This is a genomic window from Pseudomonas sp. TMW22080 (genome assembly GCF_022496745.1).
GTDB classification, from domain to species: Bacteria; Pseudomonadota; Gammaproteobacteria; order Pseudomonadales; family Pseudomonadaceae; genus Aquipseudomonas; species Aquipseudomonas bubulae.
This window is the reverse complement of the sequence record NZ_SCFF01000005.1, coordinates 553,079-574,174: the sequence shown is the minus strand read 5'-3', so window position 1 is coordinate 574,174 and position 21,096 is coordinate 553,079. Positions and strand designations below refer to the sequence as shown.

Below are 21,096 nucleotides of genomic sequence, written 5' to 3'. Positions count from 1 at the left end.
GCTGATAATCTTGTTGACTATCAGTCTGACTCCACAAGCACCCACACGAATTGCTTGATTCAATTGTTAAAGAGCGGTTGGTCAGCTATTCGCTGTACCGAGGCGCGCATTCTACAGCAGCCTCTGTTGCTGTCAAGCGGTTATTTTAAAATGTTTTCAAAGTTTCCTTTGTAACATCAACCACTTGCGCCTTCGATCTCTCGTTAGCGGGAGGCGAATTCTACAGCGTTACACGCTGCTGTCAACACCTCATTTCCTGCTTCGATGACTTGAAGCTGGCACTGCCAAAAACCATCCAACTCTTTGAAACTCAAGGAGTTTTCCGTTTCGACTGCGCCGGAAGAGGTGCGAATTATAGGCCGTTTGAACCTCGGGTCAAGCACTAGTTTCACACTTCTGTCATATAGCCTTGAAAGGGGCCTAAAAGCAGAGGCCAGCCTGACGGCTGGCCTCTTTTCTTCTATAGGCTGCTATCGCCTGCCTTACAGACTCGGAAAGGCAAACTGAGAGGCTTCATGGCTGGCACGTTGCGGCCAACGTTGTGTGATCGCCTTGCGACGCGTGTAAAAGCGCACGCCATCCGGGCCATAGGCATGCAGGTCACCAAACAGCGAACGTTTCCAGCCGCCGAAGCTGTGGTAGGCAACAGGTACTGGCAACGGTACGTTAACCCCCACCATACCCACTTCAATCTCGTCGCAGAACAAACGGGCCGCCTCTCCATCACGGGTGAAAATGCAGGTACCGTTACCGTACTCGTGATCATTGATCAGTTGCATGGCCTCTTCCAGGCTCTTGACCCGCACGATGCACAATACCGGCCCGAAGATCTCTTCTTTATAGATACGCATCTCAGGTGTCACGCGATCAAACAGGCAGCCACCCAGGAAGAAGCCTTCTTCATGCCCCTTGATACTCAACCCGCGACCATCGACCACCAACTGCGCACCTGCTGCTACGCCATCATCGACATAGCCACTGACCTTGTCCCGCGCCTGACCGGTAACCAGGGGGCCCATGTCCAGACCGCACGAAGTCCCCGCACCAATTTTCAGCGCTTTGATTTGAGGAACCAGTTTGGCCACCAGGGCATCTGCCACCTGATCACCGACGCACACTGCAACCGAGATGGCCATGCAACGCTCGCCGCACGAACCATACGCTGCGCCCATCAGTGCACTGACTGCGTTATCGAGATCCGCATCCGGCATCAACACTGCGTGGTTTTTCGCCCCACCCAGTGCCTGCACGCGCTTACCGCGTTTGGTGCCTTCGGCGTAGATGTACTCGGCGATCGGGGTCGAGCCAACAAAACTTAGCGCTTTCACTTCCGGCGCCTCGATCAGTGCATCAACAGCTGACTTGTCGCCGTGCACCACGTTCATAACCCCCTTGGGCAAACCAGCTTCTTGCAGCAGTTGAGCAATCAACAGTGTCGAGCTTGGATCACGCTCCGAGGGCTTAAGAATGAAACAGTTGCCGCACACGATCGCCAACGGGTACATCCACAACGGAACCATGGCCGGGAAGTTGAACGGTGTAATCCCTGCAACGACACCCAGTGGCTGGAAGTCCGACCAAGCATCAATATTCGGGCCTACGTTACGACTGTATTCGCCCTTCAAGATTTCCGGAGCCGAGCAAGCGTATTCGACGTTCTCGATCCCGCGCTTCAGTTCACCCGCAGCATCCTCCAGAGTCTTGCCATGCTCTTCGCTGATCAACTGCGAGATCCGCGCTTCGTTCTGCTCAAGCAACTGCTTGAAACGGAACATCACTTGGGCGCGCTTGGCAGGCGGGGTATTACGCCATGCCGGGAAGGCGGCCTTGGCTGCATCGATCGCCTGCTGGATTGTTTCACGGCTGGCCAGGGGAACCTGGTGGATCACTTTACCGGTGGACGGGTTATACACATCTGCGGTGCGCCCGGAATCGTTCAGCAACTCGCCATTGATCAGGTGTTGAATAGTGCTCATGGATGCTCCAGAAAGTTGTCCACAGGCGCGAACGCTGCGCGCCTGGGTGAATGCATTAAGTGTCGCTTCTATATAGAAGGATCAGTCGATCTGATTCAGCGCTTCGCCGACCGCATCGAACAAGCGATCCAGGTCCTGCGGTTTGCTGTTGAACGTTGGCCCGAACTGCAGGGTGTCGCCGCCGTAGCGCACGTAGAAACCGGCTTTCCACAGTTTCATCGCTGCATCGAACGGGCGCACAATTGCATCACCATCACGCGGCGCAATCTGGATTGCACCCGCCAGGCCATAGTTGCGAATGTCGATGATGTTCTTCACGCCCTTCAAACCGTGCAATGCATTCTCAAAATGCGGTGCAACTTCAGCCACGCTCTGTACCAGGTTCTCTTTTTGCAATAGATCAAGCGCAGCAATACCCGCAGCACAGGCTACGGGGTGAGCCGAATAGGTATAGCCATGAGGGAATTCAACCGCGTACTCAGGCGTCGGCTGATTCATGAACGTGTGATAAATCTCGCTGGTAGCGATAACAGCCCCCATCGGAATCGCGCCATTGGTGACTTGTTTGGCAATACACATCAAGTCAGGTGTCACGCCGAAGCTGTCAGCACCAAACATTGAGCCTGTACGACCAAAGCCAGTGATCACTTCATCGAACACCAACAGGATATTGTGCTGGTCGCAGATTTCCCGCAGACGTTTCAGATAACCCTGAGGCGGAACCAATACCCCAGCCGAGCCTGCCATCGGTTCTACAAAAACGGCAGCAATGTTCGACGCATCGTGCAATTCGATCAGCTTGAGCAGTTCATCGGCCAGGGCAATCCCGCCCTGCTCGGGCATGCCGCGAGAAAATGCGTTGCTTGCCAACAGGGTGTGGGGCAGATGATCCACATCCATCATTGCCTGGCCAAACAGTTTGCGGTTGCCGTTCACCCCACCCAGGCTGGTGCCTGCAATGTTCACTCCATGGTAGCCGCGGGCACGGCCAATCATTTTGGTTTTGCTCGACTGGCCTTTTAGACGCCAGTAGGCACGCACCATCTTCACCGCCGTGTCGGCACACTCCGACCCCGAGTCGGTGAAGAACACGTGATTGAGGTTGCCCGGCGTCAACTCGGTGATTTTTTCTGCCAGCTTGAAAGACAGCGGATGGCCGTACTGGAACGCCGGCGAGTAATCGAGGGTGCCCAATTGTCTGGCCACGGCTTCCTGGATTTCAGTACGGGTATGCCCTGCGCCGCAGGTCCAAAGACCTGACAGCGAATCGTAAATCTGCCGACCCTTATCATCCGTCAGATAACTGCCCTTGGCCGCGACGATAAAGCGCGGATCGCGATGGAAGTTACGGTTGGCAGTGTAAGGCATCCAGTGAGCATCCAGCTTGAGCTGGCTGGTCAGGTTCAATTCGGCATTTTCGGGCATGTTCATCAGCAAAACCTCGCAAGGCAAAAGCGGCGTGGGATGTTGAAAGCGTTGTTGCGCCTAAATTGCCACGGCTATAAAGTCCATGAAATCCAACTCTTCTAACCTTTAGTCAGGCATACACTAAACTATGAGCAGCCGTCGCCCCGATGCACTGGCCCAGGTCAGCGACTTTGATATTCGACTGCTGCGTATTTTTCGCAGCGTCGTGGAGTGCGGCGGCTTTTCGGCAGCAGAGACGGTACTGGGCATTGGCCGTTCTGCCATCAGCCAGCAGATGAGCGATCTTGAACAGCGCCTGGGTTTACGCCTGTGCCAACGTGGGCGAGCGGGTTTTTCACTGACAGAGGAAGGTCGTGAGGTCTACCACTCTGCGCTGCAATTACTCGGCGCACTTGAGAGCTTTCGTACCGAGGTCAACGGCCTTCACCAGCATTTGCGCGGCGAACTGACCATTGGCCTGACCGATAACCTGGTCACCCTGCCCCATATGCGTATCACCCATGCACTGGCCCAACTCAAGGAGCGTGGGCCTGATGTACAGATTCATATCCGCATGATCTCGCCCCATGAAGTTGAACAGGGTGTGCTCGACGGCCGCCTGCATGTGGGTGTGGTGCCCCAGGCCAGCACATTGTCCGGGCTTGAGTACCAGCCGCTCTACAGTGAGCGTTCACTGTTGTATTGCGCCGTAGGCCATCCGCTGTTTTATGTCGACGACAGGCAATTGGAAGATGCACGGTTGAATGCGCAGGATGCCATTGCCCCCACCTTTCGCCTGCCCTCGGATATCCAGGCCCACTACCAGGCGCTCAATTGCACCGCCAGCGCGTCGGATCGCGAAGGCATGGCCTTTTTGATTTTGACCGGGCGCTATATCGGTTACCTGCCCGACCATTACGCCAGCCTGTGGGTTCAGCAGGGCCGCTTGCGGGCACTGAAGGCAAAAACACGTTTCTACGATTTGAGCCTGGCATCGGTGACACGTAAAGGCCGGCGCCCGCATCTGGTCCTGGAAAGTTTCCTTGAGAGCCTGGAAGCGACGCGTTAACGTGAAAAACTTCGCTACACAAACAGGTTGCCCGGAGCGCCCATGACCCTTGAAGTTCCTGCCCATGACGGCAAGCCTCCCAGCCGTATCCGGCAGAAAAACGAAGAGGCCATTCTCAAGGCCGCCGAAGATGAGTTTGCCCGTCACGGCTTCAGAGGCACCAGCATGAACGCCATCGCCCTGAGTGCCGGGCTGCCAAAGGCCAATCTGCATTATTACTTCACCAACAAGCTAAGCCTGTATATCGCAGTACTGAGCAATATCATCGAGCTATGGGACCGTACCTTCAACGTTTTGACCGCTGACGATGACCCGGCCCAGGCCCTGACTCAGTATATCCGCGCAAAAATGGAGTTTTCCCGGCGACAGCCCCAGGCTTCGCGAGTGTTTGCGATGGAAATCATCAGTGGCGGGGCCTGCCTGACCGAGTATTTCTCACAAGACTACAGAGCTTGGTTTCAAGGTCGTGCAGCTGTGTTCCAGGCCTGGATAGATGCAGGCAAGATGGACCCGGTCGACCCGGTCCATCTGATTTTCCTGCTATGGGGCAGCACCCAGCATTACGCCGACTTTTCGACACAGATTTGCCGCGTAACGGGGCGCAAGCACCTGACCAAACAGGATATGCATGCGGCCTGCGACAACCTGATCCGTATCATTCTCAAAGGCTGCGGCCTGACGCCCGCAGTCTAAGCCTGGAACCGACATGCCTTCGACCCTCACGGGGCTTTGCGAGTACCGCGAAGAAATCCGTAAAAGCCGCTTTATTACTTTTGCTGCCCCCATCACCAGCGCCCAGCAGGCCCTCGAATTTATCGAGCAACACAGCGACCTGAATGCCTCGCACAATTGCTGGGCGTGGAAACTTGGTGGGCAGTACCGCAGCAGTGATGATGGCGAACCTGGCGGCACCGCGGGCCGCCCGATACTCTCGGCCATTGAAGCGCAGGACTGCGATCAGGTCGCGGTGCTGGTTATCCGCTGGTATGGCGGCATTCAGCTGGGCACCGGCGGCCTGGCTCGGGCCTATGGCGGTGGCGCTAACAAATGCCTGCAAAACGCCGAAAAACTGCCGTTGGTCAGCCGTATAGCACTCAGTTGCTCTTGCAGTTTCAGCGAGCTGGCATTGGTCAAACTGCGCCTGGGTGAACTCAACGGCCTGATCACCGGCGAAGCCTTCACTGCCAATGGCGTTGACCTGCAACTGGCGCTGGTCGAAGAACAGATTGCTCCCGCGCGACAGCTTTTAGCGGACCTTAGCCGCGGCAGGATCCTGCTGCATCGTGACGCTGTCGAGCCAGCCCCATAAAAATGCTATTTTCCGACATCCATAGTTGCCCACAGTCACTGTGCACCCACCTGTGGATAACCTGAGCACATGCGGCCACAGCCCTTGTGTGCTGGGGGCTTGAAGCACTTGTACGATTTTTAACCAACTCATATCAACTTTGTAGAGGACGCTACTCATGACCGCAAAAAAAGCACTGATCATCGGAGCTTCACGTGGCCTGGGCCTGGGTCTGGTCAAGGAGTTGCTTGCCGATGGCTGGGACGTAACCGCCACTGTGCGCCACCCACAAAAAGCCGATGCCCTGAAGGCATTGGGGCCGGTGCGCATCGAACAACTGGACATGAACAATCAACAGGCGATCAAGGCATTGGGCAATACCTTGCACAATGAAGTCTTCGATCTGCTGTTTATCAATGCCGGGGTCAAAGGCCCGGACGACCAGCTGTCGGGCAATGCAACGCTGGCCGAGGTGGGGCAGCTGTTTTTCACCAACAGCGTGGCACCGATCAATGTGGCCCGGGAGTTTGTCAGCCGGATCCGTAAGGACAGTGGCGTACTGGCATTTATGAGCTCAGTACTCGGCAGTGTCACTCAACCTGATGCCCCCGAAATGGCCCTCTACAAGGCCAGCAAAGCGGCTCTCAACTCGATGACCAATACCTTTGTACTGTATGAACTGGGCGACAATAACCCGACTGTGCTGTCCATGCACCCGGGCTGGGTAAAAACCGATATGGGCGGCGAAGGCGCCGACATTGATGTCGAAACCAGCACCCGTGGCCTGGTGGCACAGGTCAAGGCATTTGCCGGAAAAGGCGGCCATCACTTTATCGACTACAAGGGCCAGACGATTCCCTGGTAGGCAGCCTGCGACAAATGGCGGGGGAATTGTGCCCCCTCCGACCTGTAGAATGTCGCCATCTGTACCCGATTTGATGAGAAAACCTTTTATGTATGACTGGCTGAACGCCCTGCCAAAAGCTGAACTGCACATGCATCTGGAGGGTTCCCTGGAACCCGAGTTGCTGTTTTCGCTGGCCGAGCGCAACAAGATCGCCCTGCCCTGGAACGACGTTGAAACCCTGCGCAAGGCGTATGCCTTCAACAACCTGCAAGAATTCCTCGATCTTTATTACAAAGGCGCCGACGTACTGCGTACCTCCCAGGACTTCTACGACCTGACCTGGGCCTACCTGTTGCGCTGTAAAGAACAGAACGTCATTCACACAGAACCCTTCTTCGACCCGCAAACCCACACCGATCGTGGCGTGCCGTTTGAAGTCGTGCTCAATGGCATTGCCAGCGCACTTAAAGATGGCGAGCAGCAACTGGGTATCACCAGCGGCCTGATCCTCAGCTTCCTGCGCCATTTGAGCGAAGAAGAAGCAGAAAAGACCCTCGATATGGCCCTGCCATTTCGCGATGCCTTTGTCGCCGTTGGCCTCGACAGTTCAGAAATGGGCCACCCACCGAGCAAGTTTGTGCGCGTATTCGACCGCGCCCGTGATGAAGGCTTCCTGACCGTTGCCCACGCGGGTGAAGAAGGCCCGCCGGAGTACATCTGGCAAGCCCTGGACTTGCTCAAGATCCAGCGTATCGACCATGGCGTGCGCGCCATTGAAGACGAACGTCTGATGCAACGCATCATCGACGAGCAGATCCCGTTGACCGTATGCCCGTTGTCCAACACCAAACTCTGTGTGTTTGATCACATGTCGCAACACAACATTCTCGACATGCTTGAGCGTGGCGTAAAAGTGACCGTCAACTCTGATGACCCGGCCTACTTTGGCGGTTATATGACTGAGAACTTCCACGCGCTATACACCGATCTGGGCATGACCCAGGACCAGGCCAAACGCCTGGCGCAAAACGGTCTGGATGCGCGGTTGGTCAAGCCGTAACACGCGGTCTCCCCTGTGGGAACGGGCTTGCCCACGATGGCATCAACTCGATCAGGCAGACACACCTGATTGTCAGCATCGCGCGCAAGCCCGCTCCCACAGACATTTGAAACTGCAACACCGTCACTACCACAGCAGTTTTACTGTTTCCCCGGGTACAACTTGCTCAACATCGCACAGCGCTCACTGAGCATGTCGCGCAAGAGCCGCACCGGTTTACTCAATTGCGCCCGGTGACCACACAGCAGATTCAGCGGCGCCCGCTCGCACATCAGCCCCGGCAGTAACACCTTGAGCCGCCCGCTCTGCACATCTCCCGCCACATCCAGCCACGACTTGTAGGCAATGCCCTGCCCGGCAACCGCCCACAAGCGCACCACGTCGGCATCATCGCTGAAACGATTGCCGCTTACCGTCAGCCCCAGTTCGCGCTTGCCGTCATTGAATTGCCAATGGTCGTGAACCCGCGTGCCGAGCATGTACAACAGGCAATTGTGTTGCAGCAACTGCTCAAGCTGACGCGGCTCGCCCTTGCGCGCCAGGTAGTCGGGGGACGCACACAGCACCCGGCGGTTATCCGGGGCCACCGGCAGCGCCACCAGGCTGGAGTCTTCCGGCTCGCCGTAACGCAAGGCGATATCCACAGGCTGGCGGAACAGGTCGGCAATCCGGTCACCCAATAACAGGCGCACGGTGAGTTGCGGATGCTCACGCTGGAACTCATCCAGCCAGGGCAGCAACAGATTACGGCCGAAGTCTGAAGGTGCCGACAGTTGCAACACTCCGCTAACCTGATCTTGCCCACGCGCCAACAAGCGTCGCCCCTCATCGAGGCTAGCGAGTGCCGTACGCGCATATTCAAGAAAGCCTTCGCCTTCGGCCGTCAGACGCAAACTTCGGGTTGAACGCGCCAGCAGGCGCGCGCCCAGTTGAGCTTCTATCCGTTTGAGAGCAGCGCTGGCCACCGCCGGGGACATATCCATCACCCGGGCCGCCGCAGACAAACTGCCCAAGTCAGCCGCGTGAACGAACAATTGCAGATCATCGAAACGCAGCATTCACAATCCACCCGACCATTATCAATAAAAAATTGAAAGAGACTGCTGTTTTAGCCGGTTTTATCGCGCGGTGAAATAGCCAATTATCACTGCCAGTTTCTTAATCATCTTCAGGACATGTCCCATGAAAGCTGTCGCCTACTACCACTCGTTACCGATTCAAGACCCGCTGGCCCTGCAAGATATCGAGTTGCCAGAGCCGGTGGCCGGCCCCCGGGATTTGCTGGTCGAGGTCAAAGCCATTTCCGTAAACCCGGTGGACACCAAAGTGCGCCAGAACGTGCAGCCCGAGGCCGACACTGCCAAGGTACTGGGCTGGGATGTGGCCGGTGTGGTCAAGGCCGTCGGCAGTGAAGTCAGCTTGTTCAAGGTCGGCGACAAGGTCTTTTACGCAGGCTCCATTGCCCGTGCCGGGGCCAACAGTGAACGTCATGTAGTGGATGAACGCATCGTCGGGCATATGCCCAAAAGCCTCGATTTCGCACAGGCCGCAGCGTTGCCGTTGACCGCCATCACTGCCTGGGAGTTGTTGTTTGAGCGCCTTGGCGTCAACGAGGGCAAGACCGACGAGCAACAAAGCCTGCTGATCGTCGGCGCGGCGGGTGGTGTGGGTTCAATCCTGACGCAACTGGCCAGCCAACTGACTGCGCTCAAGGTGATTGGTAGCGCATCTCGCCCTGAAACCCAGGCCTGGGTCCGTGAGCTGGGCGCCGATCTGGTTATCGACCACAGCCAGCCGCTGAGCGAAGAGCTCAAGCGTCACGGCATCGACGCCGTCACCCATGTTGCCAGCCTGACCCAGACTGACCAGCATCTCGATCAGTTGGTAGAAGCACTGGCACCACAGGGCAAACTGGCGCTGATTGATGATCCCAAGGCGCTGGATATCACCAAACTCAAACGCAAGAGCCTGTCACTGCACTGGGAGTTCATGTACACCCGCTCGCTGTTCCAGACCCCGGACATGATCGAGCAACATCTCCTGCTCAATCGTGTCGCCGGGCTGATCGATGCGGGCACCCTGCGTACCACGGTCGGCGAGCACTTTGGCAGCATCAATGCCACCAACCTGCGCCGCGCCCATGCACTGCTGGAAAGCGGCAAGGCCAAGGGCAAGATTGTGCTCGAAGGCTTCTGAGAGGACGTCTGACGGGACCCATGTAGTCATTTTTTAACCGTCAGTCAGAGACTTGATTCCGGGCATTTTAATCAAAGTTTTTCGGCATACACTGGCCTCCTTTGCGAACCGAAGGAGGCCAGTCATGAAAATCCTGATAAAAGCGTTAGCAAGATCCCGCGACTGCAAATGGCAGGTGCAAATCGACCAGCAAGCCGTCAACTTTCGCAGCGAGGCCGAGGCCCGGGCCTTTGTCGACAAGCTGCAATCGCGCCTGCATGCCCCGCACCGCCTGCCCGAACGTTTGGCTGGCTGAATCAGACCGGCTGCTGAGCGGCGATCCGTGCGGTGTACAGGCGCCGGGTCGCCACTGCCAGGCCCACTGCCACAAGCCCGCACAGGGTGATGACCATCGCCATTGGCATTGCGCTGCCGTCGTGCAATACCCCCACCAGTGATGCCGCCCCCGCCGCCACGCTGAACTGTAAGCAACCCAGCATCGCCGAGGCACTGCCGGCGCGCGCGCCCTGCCCGCTCATGGCGCAGGCCGAGGCATTGGGAATGATGCAGCCCAGGCTGGCAATGCAGATAAACAGCGGCACCAGCAGCGGCCACAGTTGTTCGGTATGCAAACTGCTGACGCCCAGCAAGACCAGACCCGCCGCCAGATACACCCACACCATGCGCGACAGCAAAAAGGCCGGGCCACGCTTGGCCAGCAGGCGGGCGTTCAACTGCGCCACCAGGATAAAGCCGGCCGCGTTGGTGCCGAACAACCAGCCGTAATGCTCGGCAGGCACGCCATAGAGTTTGATAAATACGAAAGGTGAACCCGCGATATAGGCAAACATCCCGGCCATTGCGATCCCCCCCGTCAGGGCATGGCCAAGGAACTCGCGATCCTTGAGCAACCGCCCGTACTGGCGCAATGCCCCCGACAGCGGCTGACGTGGCACGTTGGCCGGCAGGCTTTCAGGCAAGCCAAGCGCTACGGCCGTTGCCGCCAATGCGCTGAACACCGTCAACACCAGGAAAATCGATTGCCAGCCATACAGGTTGACCAGCAACCCACCCAACATCGGCGCCAGGATTGGCGCCAGGCCCATAACCAGCATCAATTGTGAAAACACTTTGGCCGACTGCACCGCGTCGCATTTGTCACTGACAATTGCCCGCGAAAGGACCATGCCCGCACAGCCGCCAAGGGCCTGGACAAACCGGGCACCAATCAGCCACTCCAGGGTCGGCGCAAAGGCGCATGCCAGTGACGCGACAGTGAATAGCCCGACGCCCACCAGCAGCGGCACGCGCCGGCCGAAGCGGTCCGCTACCGGGCCATAGGCCAGCTGACCGATGGACAGGCCCAGAAAGTACACGGCCAGCGTCAGTTGTATCTGGGTTTCGTCGGTTGCAAAGGCTTGTGCCATCGCCGGGAAGCCCGGCAGGTAAAAGTCGATCGCCAAAGGACCGAAGGCACTCAGGGCGCCAAGAATCAAGATTGTTCGAAGGTTCATCAGGTATCCAGGGATCAGGCTGCGGTTAGCGCAAGCTGACAGTTTAGCTGTGGTTATCGACCCTGAACATTAAGTTAGCGAGCTAGCTAATAAATCACCTTGAACCCGTCCTGAAACAACACCCCCGTAGCAGCTGCCGAGGTACGAGGCTGCGTTCGGCGGCGCAGCCGTCGTAAGTCTGACATTGCGGTGCGCCAGTCAGAACTTGCTCTTAGCATTCACGACGACTACGTCGCCGAACGCAGCCTCGTTCCTCGGCAGCTGCTACATACAGGTTTAGTGCGCCGTGCGCGCCTCAAACCCGGCATTGGTGATCACGTCGATAATTTGCAACGGTGATACGTTGCTGTCCACCTTGACGGTTTTGCTCGCTAGGTCCACTTCAACCTTCGCGTCTTTATCCACCGTCTGCACTGCACGGGTCACCGCGCCCACACAGCCACCACAGGTCATACCGTCTACCTTGAACGTTTGCATGATTACGCCTCCTGTTTGAGATATGCCTACAGCTTCGACCTTGCCATCGTGGCAAGGTCAAGCCCGTTGTTTCACGCGCTGACTGGCAATCCATCCCGTGCTCGGCCAAGCTGCAAGCCTTGCGATTTGATAACAGGATACTTAGCCATGCGCTGGACCGCTTTGAGCCTAGTCAGCCTTTTGGGTCTTGCCAGTGTGCCGCTGTGGGCAAATGCCGATCAGGACTACGGAGTGCTGATCATTTCCCGCGAACGCCTTGAGGTGCCGACCAACTGCGAAGTGGGTGTGTACATCGACGATCAACTGGCCGGGCGATTGTTTCAGGAGCAGGCCCTGGCCTTTAACCTGCCGCCCGCCAGCGTCGATATCCGCCTCAAGCTGCTCCCCGGGCAAGCCCCCGGCTGCCTGCCCGGCATGCTGGTGCCGCCCGCGCAGCAGTTCACCCTGAAGGCCGGGGATGTGCGCAAATACCGCATCGCCCTGGGTAAACAGGGTATGTACCTCAAGCCCGCCAAACTGGAATATTGAGCGGCAAACAACGAACAGCAAGAAGCCTTGACCTTGCCATGGGGTCAAGGTCGATTCTATGGATAGATAACTTCTTGAGGAGGACTGCTCGTGCCCACCCAATTCGATCTGCCGATTGATGGCATGACCTGTGCCAGCTGTGCAGGGCGTGTGGAAAAATCCCTGGCCAAAGTGCCCGGTGTACGTTCGGTCAGCGTCAACCTGGCCACTGAACAGGCCCGTATCGAAGCGCCTGCCGAGAGCCTGCCGGCACTGGTCGAGGCTGTGCAACAGGCAGGCTATAGCGTGCCCGCCCACAGCCTGGAACTGGATATCAGTGGCATGACCTGCGCCTCGTGCGCAGGGCGCGTAGAAAAAGCCCTGGCCAAGGTGCCCGGGGTCAAAAGCGTCAGCGTCAACCTCGCCACCGAGCGGGCCCATGTCGAATTGCTCGGCCAGGTTGATCCGGGCCTGCTGATCAATGCGGTCACTCAGGCCGGCTATGGTGCCAGCCTGCACCAGAGCGAAAAAACCACCGAAGACGATCAGCAAAAACGCCTGCACCGTGAGCGCTGGGCGCTGACCCTGGCTATCGTACTGGCGCTGCCGCTGGTGCTGCCGATGCTGCTTGCGCCTTTTGGCATCCATTGGATGCTGCCCGCCTGGGCCCAGTTTGTATTGGCGACCCCGGTGCAGTTTGTTCTGGGCGCACGTTTTTATGTGGCCGCGTGGAAAGCCGTCAAGGCCGGCGCGGGCAATATGGACTTGCTGGTCGCCCTGGGCACCAGTGCCGGTTATGGCCTGAGCCTGTATGAATGGGCCATCGCCGAACCCGGCAGCATGCCCCATCTGTATTTCGAGGCCTCGGCGGTTGTGATCGCCCTGGTGCTGCTGGGCAAATATCTCGAAAGCCGTGCCAAGCGCCAGACCGCCAGCGCCATCCGCGCCCTTGAAGCCCTTCGCCCCGAACGCGCCTTGCGCATGGTCGACGGCCAGGAACAGGATGTCGCCATCAGTGATTTGCGTCTCAATGATCTGGTGCTGGTCAAACCCGGCGAGCGGTTCCCGGTGGATGGCGAAGTCGTCGAAGGCCAAAGCCATGCCGACGAGGCCCTGATCAGTGGCGAAAGCCTGCCGGTGCCGAAACAGCCTGGGGATAAAGTCACCGGCGGCGCCATCAATGGCGAAGGTCGCTTGATTATCAAGACCATGGCCCTGGGGACGGAGACCGTACTGGCGCGCATTATCCGCCTGGTAGAGGACGCGCAGTCCGCCAAGGCGCCGATCCAGAAACTGGTGGACAAGGTCAGCCAGGTATTTGTCCCGGTGGTGCTGCTGATCGCCCTTGCCACCCTGCTCGGCTGGTGGCTCTACGGCGCGCCGATTGAAACAGCATTGATCAACGCTGTGGCGGTACTGGTAATTGCCTGCCCTTGTGCCCTGGGCCTGGCGACCCCCACTGCAATCATGGCCGGCACCGGCGTTGCAGCCCGCCACGGGATTCTGATCAAGGACGCCGAAGCCCTCGAACGCGCCCACGAAGTCAGTGCCGTGGTTTTCGACAAAACCGGCACCCTGACTTCAGGCACGCCGCAAATTGCTCACTTCAGCGCACTCGATGGCGATGAAGCGCACTTGCTGCAAGCCGCCGGTGCCCTGCAGCGGGGCAGCGAACACCCGCTGGCCAAGGCCGTACTGGATGCTTGCGCGGCGCGTGATTTAAAAGTGCCGGACGTTACCGACAGCCAGTCGCTGACCGGCCGCGGTATTGCCGGCACCCTGGAAGGCCGTCGCCTGGCCCTGGGCAACCGCCGCCTGCTGGAAGAAACCGGTCTCAATCCGGGCTCGCTCGCCGCATCGGCCAGCGCCTGGGAAACCGAAGGTCGCACCCTGTCCTGGCTGATCGAACAAAGCCCGCAGCCCCAAGTGCTGGGCCTGTTCGCCTTTGGTGACACACTCAAGCCCGGTGCCCAGTCGGCCATCGCCCAGCTCAATGCCCGTCATATCAGCAGTCACCTGTTGACCGGCGACAACCGCGGCAGTGCCAAAGTAGTGGCCGAGGCCCTGGGAATCAGCGATGTTCACGCCGAAGTGTTGCCCGCCGACAAGGCCGCGACCGTGGCCGAACTGAAAAAAACCGGTGTAGTGGCCATGGTCGGCGACGGTATCAACGACGCCCCGGCACTGGCCGCGGCCGATATCGGTATCGCCATGGGCGGTGGCACCGATGTGGCCATGCACGCAGCGGGCATCACTCTGATGCGCGGCGACCCGCGGTTGGTACCGGCAGCACTGGAGATCAGCCGCAAGACCTACGCCAAAATCCGGCAAAACCTGTTTTGGGCATTTATCTACAATGTGATCGGCATTCCGTTGGCTGCTTTCGGCTTTTTGAACCCTGTGCTGGCAGGCGCGGCCATGGCTTTTTCCAGTGTCAGCGTGGTCAGCAATGCGTTGCTGCTCAAATTCTGGAAGCCCAGGGATCTTGAATAAGGAGGCGTCATGAATATCGGCCAGGCCGCCAGACACAGCGGCTTGAGCGCCAAGATGATTCGTTATTACGAATCCATCGGTCTGCTCAAACCCGCGCAACGCAGTGACAGCGGCTACCGCCTTTACAGCGATGACGACCTGCATACCCTTGCGTTTATCAAACGCTCGCGGGACCTGGGGTTTTCGCTGGAAGAGGTCGGCAAGCTGCTGACCCTGTGGCAGGATCGCCAGCGCGCCAGCGGCGATGTGAAGGCACTGGCGCGCCAGCATATTGAAGAGTTGAACCAGAAGATCGCCGAGCTGAGCAGCCTGCGCGACACCTTGCAGGATCTGGTCGAAAGCTGTCAGGGCGACCACCGCCCTGACTGCCCGATCCTCAAGGACCTGGAGTCAGGCCCATGCTGCACCGTAAAGACATGATCATCTGCATGATCTGCTGATAAACCTGTGGGAGCGGGCTTGCTCGCGATTCAGGCGCCAAGGTGTATCTGGCTGACCAAGGTGATGCCATCGCGAGCAAGCCCCGCTCCCACAGGAACGTTAATCAGAAAGCTGTCAGCAGCACTTTAGCCAGCATCAGCACGCCAATCACCGCACACAGCCCCGCGAATCCCTGCTGTAGCCACTGGGCCGAGACGTGCGGGGCAATCACCCGCCCGGCAATCATTCCGGCCAGGGTGGCGCCAATAAATATCACGCCTTCATTCGACAGGCTCACGCCCTGGCTCATCAGATTGCCCAAGGTGCCCAGCGATACCAGCGCCACCACCATCAAGGACGTGGACACCACGGCGTGGATACGCACGTCACTGAACTTGCGAAATGCCGGCACGATCAAGAACCCGCCGCCCACACTCAATAACCCCGTCAGCAACCCCGAGGTAGCACCAATGGATACCAGGGTCATGCTGCAGCGGGCATTCCAGGTCAGTCGCCCGGTTGCAGGGTTGAGCATGCAGTTTTTTTCCAGTACCCCCAGGCTGCCGTCATCGCGGGCATCCGCCCGGGCCTGCAGGAACATGCGCACTGAGACAAACATCATCACCGCGCTGAACATCAACACCAGCACCTTGGCCGGCATCAACCGGGCAAGGTGCAGCCCGATGGGCGAGGTGGTCGAGCCGACCAGCGCCATCAACGCCGCTGCCTTGTAGCGCACCAGCCCCTTGCGCAGGCCATCCAGCGCCCCCAGTGCCGCTGCCGTGCCTACGGCCAGCAACGCCACCGGTGTCGCTTGCGCCAGGGTCCAGCCCAGCCCCAGAGTCAGCGCCGGGATGGCCAGGATGCCGCCACCGGCACCGGTCAGCCCGAGCACCAACCCCACCAGCATGCCAAATAAAATAATCAACATGGTCAGGGTCAATCCGGCTTGCAGTCAGTGAACCACTCGCGGCCTTTGAGCATGCCTTGCCAGTAAAACCACGGCAGCAATGTGGCCTTGAGCAGCCACGCCGATTTGCGGGGTACGGTCGGGTCCAGGGGAAAGGTGGGTAGCAGTTTGCCGCCATAGCCGAATTCAGCCAGGATCACCTTGCCGTTTTCCACGGTCAGCGGGCAGGAGCCATAGCCGTCATAACGCTTGGGCAAGGTCACGCCCTTGCGCAGTGCGAGCAGATTTTCGGCCACCACGACCACTTGCTTGCGGGTTGCCGCCGCGGTCTTGGCATTGGGTGTATTGCACACATCGCCCAGGGCGAAGATTTCGGGGTAGCGTGGATGTTGCAGGGTCGCCGGATCGGTCTCGAACCAGCCCGCCTTGTCCGCCAGTTCACTGCGGCGGATCACATCGGGCGCCTGCTGCGGTGGTACCACATGCAGCAGGTCGAAGGTTTTAGCAACACAAGTCACACCGCCCTTGGTATCAGTCACATCAAACCAGGCCGTTCTGGCGGGACCGTCAACCTTGACCAGATTGGACTGGAAGGCCAATTGAGCCTTGTAGGCTTCAACGTACTTCATCAGCGGCGGGACAAAAGCTGGCACGCCAAACAACACCGCCCCCGCCAGGTTGAACTCCACCTTGATAGCGTCCAGAGCACCGCGTTTGCGCCAATGATCGCAGGCCAGATACATGGCTTTTTGCGGCGCACCCGCACACTTGATCGGCATGCCCGGCTGGGTAAACAGTGCCTTGCCGCCCTTCAGGCTGCGCACCAGTTCCCAGGTATAGGGCGCCAGATCGTGACGATAGTTGGAGGTCACGCCATTCTTGCCCAGGGTTTCTTCCAGGCCCTCGATATTTTCCCAGGCCAGTTCCAGCCCCGGGCAAACGATCAGTTGCTGGTAACCCAGCTCGCTGCCATCGCTGAGCAGCACAACCTTGCGCTGCGGAGCAAAGGCACACAGCGACGCCTTGACCCACACAGCACCTTTGGGCATGACCGCAACGGTGGGGCGAACCGTGTTTTTGATATCGTAGGCCCCTCCCCCGACCAGCGTCCAGGCGGGCTGGTAATAGTGTTCGGTGCTGGGCTCGATCACGGCGATACGCAAGGCCGGGTTACGCTTCAACAGGCTGGCCGACACCGAAATACCGGCCGAGCCACCGCCCACCACGACCACATCGTACTGCCTGGCCTCACGCGTGCCCTGGGTGGCCGCTTCAAAAAGCTTGGCAGAGCGATTGCCCGTGCGGCAGTACGCCAGCACCGGTTTGGGCAACTCGTCGAGCAGTTCACGCAATTGCTGCACCTGCCCGGGTGTTGCGCCGCTGGTCGCTACTGGCAGATAGGCAAAGCTCAGCCCCAGGGCCTGCGCGGCCTGTTGCATCGCGGTGTGTTCGGGTTGCTCAGGCCCGCCTTCATGGTCGGGGCGGTTGCACATCACGCTGGCAAAACCCAGCGCAGCCAAGGATTGGAGATCAGACTGCTCGATCTGACCGGTCACGGAAAATGACGCGTCGATTCGCTTGATGCTTTGCTCCATTGAGCACTCCAGGCACAACTAAAATGAATGGATTGGGAGGGCGTTACTTTTTGAGCGCTTGCCCGCAATACAGCCCCGACAGGGTCTGCATCACAGAAACCACTTCAAAGCTGGCGAGTGAGTAGAAAATGTATTTCCCCAGCCTTCGGGTATTGACCATGCCCTCATCGCGCAACACACCGAGTTGTTGCGACAGTGTGGGTTGTCTGATGCCGGTCAGCGCTTCAAGTTCGCCGACATTGCGCTCACCTTGAGTCAACTGGCAGAGCAGCAGCAGGCGATCTTCATTGGCCAACGCTTTGAGAAGGGTGCAGGCTTTGGAAGCAGAGTCGCGCAGAAGCCCGATTTCTTCGCTGGTTAGCTGAGCAGTCATGAAAAGCTCCGGTGCGTGATGGTCGACAGTCTACGACTCGATAATATATCTTTCAATATATTGATCATTCAACGACCGCCACGAGGCCCCTCATGCATCCCGAAATTCAAGGTTTCTTCGACCCGGCGACGTCGACCGTGAGCTACGTGGTCCATGCTGCTGGCAGCGTGGAGTGTGCAATCATCGACCCGGTGCTGGACTACAATGCCGCCGCCGGGCGTATCAGCACCGTCAGTGCCGACGCCATCGCCGCTTTCGTGCAGGCTGAAGGCCTGAAGGTGCAATGGCTGCTGGAGACCCACGCCCATGCCGACCACCTGTCGGCCAGCGCTTACCTCAAGCGCAAGCTGGGCGGGCAGATCGGCATCGGGGCTGCCATCACCCAGGTCCAGGGGGTGTTCCGCGATATCTATAACCTTGAGCCGGAATTCAAGCTTGATGGCTCGCAGTTCGATCGCCTGTTCGAGCCCGACGAGCTGTTTCATATCGGGCGACTAGAGGTGCGGGCGCTGCATGTGCCCGGCCATACCCCGGCCGATATGGCCTATCAGGTAGAACACCACAGCCTGTTTGTGGGCGATACCCTGTTTATGCCTGATGTGGGCACCGCCCGTTGCGACTTCCCGGGTGGCGATGCGCGGCAGTTGTATCAATCGATCAAGCGCCTGCTGGCATTACCTGAGTCGACCCGCCTGTTTATGTGCCATGACTACCCGCCAGCCGGGCGCGAAGCCTGCTGGTCGACCACGGTGGGTGAACAGCGGGCAAAAAACATCCACGTCAATGACAGCATCGACCTGGCAGGTTTTGTCGGCATGCGTACGGCCCGCGATGCCACTCTGGGGGTTCCGGCGCTGCTGATTCCGGCGATTCAGGTCAATATTCGTGCAGGCAACCTGCCGCCTGCGGATGACAGCGGCCTGTGCAGCCTGAAGATTCCGCTGAACCGGTTTTGAGCGCCCAAACACTTGCCAGGAACAGGGCAGCAGCGGTTTTGATGAGCGGCGCATTACCCGTGGGAGCTGGCTTGCCTGCGATGCAAACAACTCGCTCTGACAGGTAAAACACGGTGATTCCATCGCGAGCAAGCCCGCTCCCACAAGAACCCGGGCAGCCCCAGGCGCATAAAAAATCCGGCCTGAGCCGGATTTTTTAGTTAGCCAATTACTGCATCCACGGGGGTGGTGGCTCTTCAGCCTTGCTCGGTGGCGCATCATCGGCAGCACGCACTGCCTGGCGGAAAGCTTCGTCCAGACGTGCAGCTTCGATTTCGCGCATAACCCCGCCGACATCCGCCAGCTCGTCCGGCTCGTCAAACTCGCCCGTCAACACACTGCCAGGGTGCAGGGTGGCAGCTTCGTATAGTGCCCACATTTCCTTGGCGTACTTGGTCTTCTTCAGTTCCGGCGCAAAACGCCCGAAATAGGAAGCCATGTTGCCCACGTCACGCTCCAGCATGTTGAAGGCGTGGTTGTTACCCGCCGCATCGACCGCCTGGGGCAAGTCGATGATGACCGGGCCGGTTGGCGTCAGCAAAACGTTGAACTCGGACAAGTCGCCGTGAACCAGCCCCGTACACAGCATCAGCACGATTTGCTGAATCAGGAACTCGTGGTACTCGCGGGCCTGATCCGGCTCCAGCACCACGTCATTGAGACGCGGAGCCGCATCGCCGTACTCGTCCGCCACCAGTTCCATCAACAGCACGCCTTCGAGGAAGTCGAACGGTTTAGGAACCCGCACACCCGCACCGGCCAGGCGAAACAGCGCCGCTACCTCGGCGTTTTGCCAGGCATCTTCGGTTTCTTTACGACCGAACTTCGAGCCCTTGGCCATCGCTCGGGCCTGACGGCTGTTGCGAACCTTGCGACCCTCCTGATATTCGGCGGCCTGGCGGAAACTTCGTTTGTTGGCCTCCTTGTAAACCTTGGCGCATCGCAGCTCATTGCCGCAGCGGACTACGTATACAGCTGCTTCCTTGCCACTCATGAGTGGGCGCAGCACCTCGTCGATCAGACCGTCTTCGATCAGGGGTTCTAAGCGTTTTGGAGTCTTCATCAGCTTTTATTGTGGGTCCTTTATTACCAAACACGCGAATGTCATTCGTTATACGGCAATCCACTCACCACGGGGAGAGGGCAAACGATTTGAATGATAGACGAGCAACACGTTTTGAGCACCGACTTAACCCTGTCGAAACAAGTCACCCGGGGTAAAGCCGAACATCTTTTTAAACGCCGCAATAAACGCCGACGTTGATTCATACCCGCAAGACAGCGCCGCCCGCGTGACATGACCGCCCTCCTCCAGCACCCGTAACGATGACAGAAGACGCACCCGCTGCCGCCAACTGCGGAAACTCAAGCCTGTTTCACGTTGAAACAAACGCATCAGGGTTTTTTCGGACATCCCCAGCCGATCCGACCACAGGCCCAGGTTCGCCTCGGCATCAGGGGTTTCGACCAGCTCATTGCACAGCACCAGCAAACGTTCATGACGGGGCAACGGCAGTGAAAAACCGACCTCGGGCAGGCTTGCCAACTGGTCCAGCAGCACCGCCACCAAGCGTTGCTCGCAGCTCCCGTCCTCGGGGTAGTCGACGGGCAGCGCACAAAAGCTTTTGATCAGCTCCCGGGCCAGCGGCGTGACCTCCAGTACCCGGCACTGCCCCGGCGCCCATTGGCAGTCCTCACGGCGCACATAGAGGCTGCGCATTTCAGCGCGCATCGAGGTGATCACTTCATGCTCCAGCCCGGCCGGAATCCAGATACCCCACTGCGGGGGCGCAAAAAAACTGCCCTCGTCGGTATGTACGCCCAGCACACCACTAATGGCGTACGAAAACTGCACCCAATCGTGTCGATGGCGCGGCGTCCACGAGCCCGCGCCCAGGCTTTCGGCCCGGGCATACAGGGGTCGTGGCAGGGCATCGAGTACCGGAATGGCACGCGGCAGCCCACGTTGTCCGTTTGGCGGCATTGATTG

21 protein-coding genes are annotated in these 21,096 nt (G+C 58.7%); 11 read left to right on the top strand and 10 right to left on the bottom strand.

Annotated elements, in window-relative coordinates; translation table 11 throughout:
- Positions 1–482 precede the first annotated feature (482 nt).
- Together EQV96_RS19545 and EQV96_RS19540 are read right to left on the bottom strand one after the other, a co-directional pair.
- Positions 483–1,976 (bottom strand): CoA-acylating methylmalonate-semialdehyde dehydrogenase, encoded by a 1,494-nt coding sequence (locus EQV96_RS19545; RefSeq protein WP_095001080.1) that lies wholly within the window; start codon positions 1,974–1,976, stop codon positions 483–485.
- Positions 1,977–2,057: 81 nt separating this feature from the next.
- Positions 2,058–3,407: an aspartate aminotransferase family protein gene (locus EQV96_RS19540; RefSeq protein WP_095001079.1), complete on the bottom strand. Its 1,350-nt coding sequence runs from the start codon at positions 3,405–3,407 to the stop codon at positions 2,058–2,060.
- A 124-nt stretch (positions 3,408–3,531) separates the two neighbouring features.
- Here EQV96_RS19540 and EQV96_RS19535 point away from each other — a divergent pair, with 124 nt between their 5' ends.
- The 5 genes from EQV96_RS19535 to EQV96_RS19515 all read left to right on the top strand — a co-directional run bounded on the left by EQV96_RS19535 (position 3,532) and on the right by EQV96_RS19515 (position 7,647).
- Positions 3,532–4,452, top strand: a complete 921-nt coding sequence (locus EQV96_RS19535) for a LysR family transcriptional regulator (protein ID WP_095001078.1) — start codon at positions 3,532–3,534, stop codon at positions 4,450–4,452.
- A 42-nt stretch (positions 4,453–4,494) separates the two neighbouring features.
- Positions 4,495–5,145 (top strand): TetR/AcrR family transcriptional regulator, encoded by a 651-nt coding sequence (locus EQV96_RS19530; RefSeq protein ID WP_095019808.1) that lies wholly within the window; start codon positions 4,495–4,497, stop codon positions 5,143–5,145.
- A gap of 13 nt (positions 5,146–5,158) precedes the next feature.
- A complete protein-coding gene (locus EQV96_RS19525; RefSeq protein ID WP_095019807.1) occupies positions 5,159–5,761 on the top strand; it encodes a YigZ family protein in 603 nt (200 codons plus the stop codon).
- Between the two features lie 157 nt (positions 5,762–5,918).
- Positions 5,919–6,605 carry an SDR family oxidoreductase gene (locus EQV96_RS19520; protein WP_095001075.1) on the top strand — a complete coding sequence of 229 codons (687 nt, stop codon included), beginning with the start codon at positions 5,919–5,921 and terminating at the stop codon, positions 6,603–6,605.
- Positions 6,606–6,693: 88 nt separating this feature from the next.
- The gene (locus EQV96_RS19515; RefSeq protein ID WP_016783589.1) at positions 6,694–7,647 is read left to right on the top strand and encodes an adenosine deaminase; all 954 of its coding nucleotides are present in this window, start codon (positions 6,694–6,696) and stop codon (positions 7,645–7,647) included.
- A 140-nt stretch (positions 7,648–7,787) separates the two neighbouring features.
- Here the strand turns inward: EQV96_RS19515 and EQV96_RS19510 are convergent, their stop codons facing one another.
- Entirely contained in the window at positions 7,788–8,705 is a 918-nt protein-coding gene (locus tag EQV96_RS19510; RefSeq protein WP_095001074.1) for a LysR family transcriptional regulator, read from the bottom strand.
- Positions 8,706–8,829: 124 nt separating this feature from the next.
- Here EQV96_RS19510 and EQV96_RS19505 point away from each other — a divergent pair, with 124 nt between their 5' ends.
- The gene (locus EQV96_RS19505) at positions 8,830–9,843 is read left to right on the top strand and encodes a zinc-binding alcohol dehydrogenase family protein (RefSeq protein ID WP_095019806.1); all 1,014 of its coding nucleotides are present in this window, start codon (positions 8,830–8,832) and stop codon (positions 9,841–9,843) included.
- A gap of 124 nt (positions 9,844–9,967) precedes the next feature.
- Positions 9,968–10,138 (top strand): sensor domain-containing protein, encoded by a 171-nt coding sequence (locus EQV96_RS19500; RefSeq protein WP_130872246.1) that lies wholly within the window; start codon positions 9,968–9,970, stop codon positions 10,136–10,138.
- A gap of 1 nt (position 10,139) precedes the next feature.
- Here EQV96_RS19500 and EQV96_RS19495 read toward each other — a convergent pair whose 3' ends face one another.
- Positions 10,140–11,336 (bottom strand): multidrug effflux MFS transporter, encoded by a 1,197-nt coding sequence (locus EQV96_RS19495; RefSeq protein WP_095020833.1) that lies wholly within the window; start codon positions 11,334–11,336, stop codon positions 10,140–10,142.
- 276 nt (positions 11,337–11,612) lie between these two features.
- Positions 11,613–11,813 (bottom strand): heavy-metal-associated domain-containing protein, encoded by a 201-nt coding sequence (locus EQV96_RS19490; protein WP_016783584.1) that lies wholly within the window; start codon positions 11,811–11,813, stop codon positions 11,613–11,615.
- A gap of 147 nt (positions 11,814–11,960) precedes the next feature.
- Between EQV96_RS19490 and EQV96_RS19485 the strand changes: the two genes are divergently transcribed.
- From EQV96_RS19485 to cueR, 3 genes are all read left to right on the top strand, one after another.
- Complete coding sequence (locus EQV96_RS19485) at positions 11,961–12,341, top strand: hypothetical protein (protein WP_016783583.1); 381 nt, start codon at positions 11,961–11,963, stop codon at positions 12,339–12,341.
- An 84-nt stretch (positions 12,342–12,425) separates the two neighbouring features.
- On the top strand, positions 12,426–14,813 hold the full coding sequence (locus EQV96_RS19480; protein ID WP_153328845.1) for a heavy metal translocating P-type ATPase: 2,388 nt from the start codon (positions 12,426–12,428) through the stop codon (positions 14,811–14,813).
- A 9-nt stretch (positions 14,814–14,822) separates the two neighbouring features.
- Entirely contained in the window at positions 14,823–15,233 is a 411-nt protein-coding gene (gene cueR, locus EQV96_RS19475; protein ID WP_095020831.1) for a Cu(I)-responsive transcriptional regulator, read from the top strand.
- 124 nt (positions 15,234–15,357) lie between these two features.
- On the opposite strand, the gene EQV96_RS19470 is transcribed toward cueR, so the two are convergent.
- From EQV96_RS19470 to EQV96_RS19460, 3 genes are read right to left on the bottom strand one after another with little or no spacing between them, the layout of a single operon-like run.
- A complete protein-coding gene (locus tag EQV96_RS19470) occupies positions 15,358–16,164 on the bottom strand; it encodes a sulfite exporter TauE/SafE family protein (protein WP_095001069.1) in 807 nt (268 codons plus the stop codon).
- A gap of 8 nt (positions 16,165–16,172) precedes the next feature.
- Positions 16,173–17,738, bottom strand: coding sequence for a bifunctional protein tyrosine phosphatase family protein/NAD(P)/FAD-dependent oxidoreductase (locus EQV96_RS19465; protein ID WP_153400572.1), 1,566 nt, complete (start codon positions 17,736–17,738; stop codon positions 16,173–16,175).
- A gap of 43 nt (positions 17,739–17,781) precedes the next feature.
- Positions 17,782–18,111 carry a metalloregulator ArsR/SmtB family transcription factor gene (locus tag EQV96_RS19460; RefSeq protein ID WP_095001067.1) on the bottom strand — a complete coding sequence of 110 codons (330 nt, stop codon included), beginning with the start codon at positions 18,109–18,111 and terminating at the stop codon, positions 17,782–17,784.
- A gap of 92 nt (positions 18,112–18,203) precedes the next feature.
- On the opposite strand from EQV96_RS19460, the gene EQV96_RS19455 reads away from it, so the two are divergent.
- Positions 18,204–19,067 (top strand): MBL fold metallo-hydrolase, encoded by an 864-nt coding sequence (locus tag EQV96_RS19455; RefSeq protein ID WP_095020829.1) that lies wholly within the window; start codon positions 18,204–18,206, stop codon positions 19,065–19,067.
- Between the two features lie 208 nt (positions 19,068–19,275).
- On the opposite strand, the gene EQV96_RS19450 is transcribed toward EQV96_RS19455, so the two are convergent.
- Both EQV96_RS19450 and EQV96_RS19445 read right to left on the bottom strand, forming a co-directional pair.
- The gene (locus EQV96_RS19450) at positions 19,276–20,169 is read right to left on the bottom strand and encodes a PA4780 family RIO1-like protein kinase (protein WP_016783575.1); all 894 of its coding nucleotides are present in this window, start codon (positions 20,167–20,169) and stop codon (positions 19,276–19,278) included.
- Positions 20,170–20,295: 126 nt separating this feature from the next.
- Positions 20,296–21,090 (bottom strand): helix-turn-helix transcriptional regulator, encoded by a 795-nt coding sequence (locus EQV96_RS19445; RefSeq protein WP_095020828.1) that lies wholly within the window; start codon positions 21,088–21,090, stop codon positions 20,296–20,298.
- Between the last annotated feature and the right edge of the window lie 6 nt (positions 21,091–21,096).

Coding starts and splice junctions, on each gene's coding strand:
- EQV96_RS19545 (WP_095001080.1), bottom strand. CDS start 1,976: ATGAGCACTATTCAACACCTGATCAATGGCGAGTTGCTGAACGATTCC.
- EQV96_RS19540 (WP_095001079.1), bottom strand. CDS start 3,407: ATGAACATGCCCGAAAATGCCGAATTGAACCTGACCAGCCAGCTCAAG.
- EQV96_RS19535 (WP_095001078.1), top strand. CDS start 3,532: ATGAGCAGCCGTCGCCCCGATGCACTGGCCCAGGTCAGCGACTTTGAT.
- EQV96_RS19530 (WP_095019808.1), top strand. CDS start 4,495: ATGACCCTTGAAGTTCCTGCCCATGACGGCAAGCCTCCCAGCCGTATC.
- EQV96_RS19525 (WP_095019807.1), top strand. CDS start 5,159: ATGCCTTCGACCCTCACGGGGCTTTGCGAGTACCGCGAAGAAATCCGT.
- EQV96_RS19520 (WP_095001075.1), top strand. CDS start 5,919: ATGACCGCAAAAAAAGCACTGATCATCGGAGCTTCACGTGGCCTGGGC.
- EQV96_RS19515 (WP_016783589.1), top strand. CDS start 6,694: ATGTATGACTGGCTGAACGCCCTGCCAAAAGCTGAACTGCACATGCAT.
- EQV96_RS19510 (WP_095001074.1), bottom strand. CDS start 8,705: ATGCTGCGTTTCGATGATCTGCAATTGTTCGTTCACGCGGCTGACTTG.
- EQV96_RS19505 (WP_095019806.1), top strand. CDS start 8,830: ATGAAAGCTGTCGCCTACTACCACTCGTTACCGATTCAAGACCCGCTG.
- EQV96_RS19500 (WP_130872246.1), top strand. CDS start 9,968: ATGAAAATCCTGATAAAAGCGTTAGCAAGATCCCGCGACTGCAAATGG.
- EQV96_RS19495 (WP_095020833.1), bottom strand. CDS start 11,336: ATGAACCTTCGAACAATCTTGATTCTTGGCGCCCTGAGTGCCTTCGGT.
- EQV96_RS19490 (WP_016783584.1), bottom strand. CDS start 11,813: ATGCAAACGTTCAAGGTAGACGGTATGACCTGTGGTGGCTGTGTGGGC.
- EQV96_RS19485 (WP_016783583.1), top strand. CDS start 11,961: ATGCGCTGGACCGCTTTGAGCCTAGTCAGCCTTTTGGGTCTTGCCAGT.
- cueR (WP_095020831.1), top strand. CDS start 14,823: ATGAATATCGGCCAGGCCGCCAGACACAGCGGCTTGAGCGCCAAGATG.
- EQV96_RS19470 (WP_095001069.1), bottom strand. CDS start 16,164: ATGTTGATTATTTTATTTGGCATGCTGGTGGGGTTGGTGCTCGGGCTG.
- EQV96_RS19465 (WP_153400572.1), bottom strand. CDS start 17,738: ATGGAGCAAAGCATCAAGCGAATCGACGCGTCATTTTCCGTGACCGGT.
- EQV96_RS19460 (WP_095001067.1), bottom strand. CDS start 18,111: ATGACTGCTCAGCTAACCAGCGAAGAAATCGGGCTTCTGCGCGACTCT.
- EQV96_RS19455 (WP_095020829.1), top strand. CDS start 18,204: ATGCATCCCGAAATTCAAGGTTTCTTCGACCCGGCGACGTCGACCGTG.
- EQV96_RS19450 (WP_016783575.1), bottom strand. CDS start 20,169: ATGAAGACTCCAAAACGCTTAGAACCCCTGATCGAAGACGGTCTGATC.
- EQV96_RS19445 (WP_095020828.1), bottom strand. CDS start 21,090: ATGCCGCCAAACGGACAACGTGGGCTGCCGCGTGCCATTCCGGTACTC.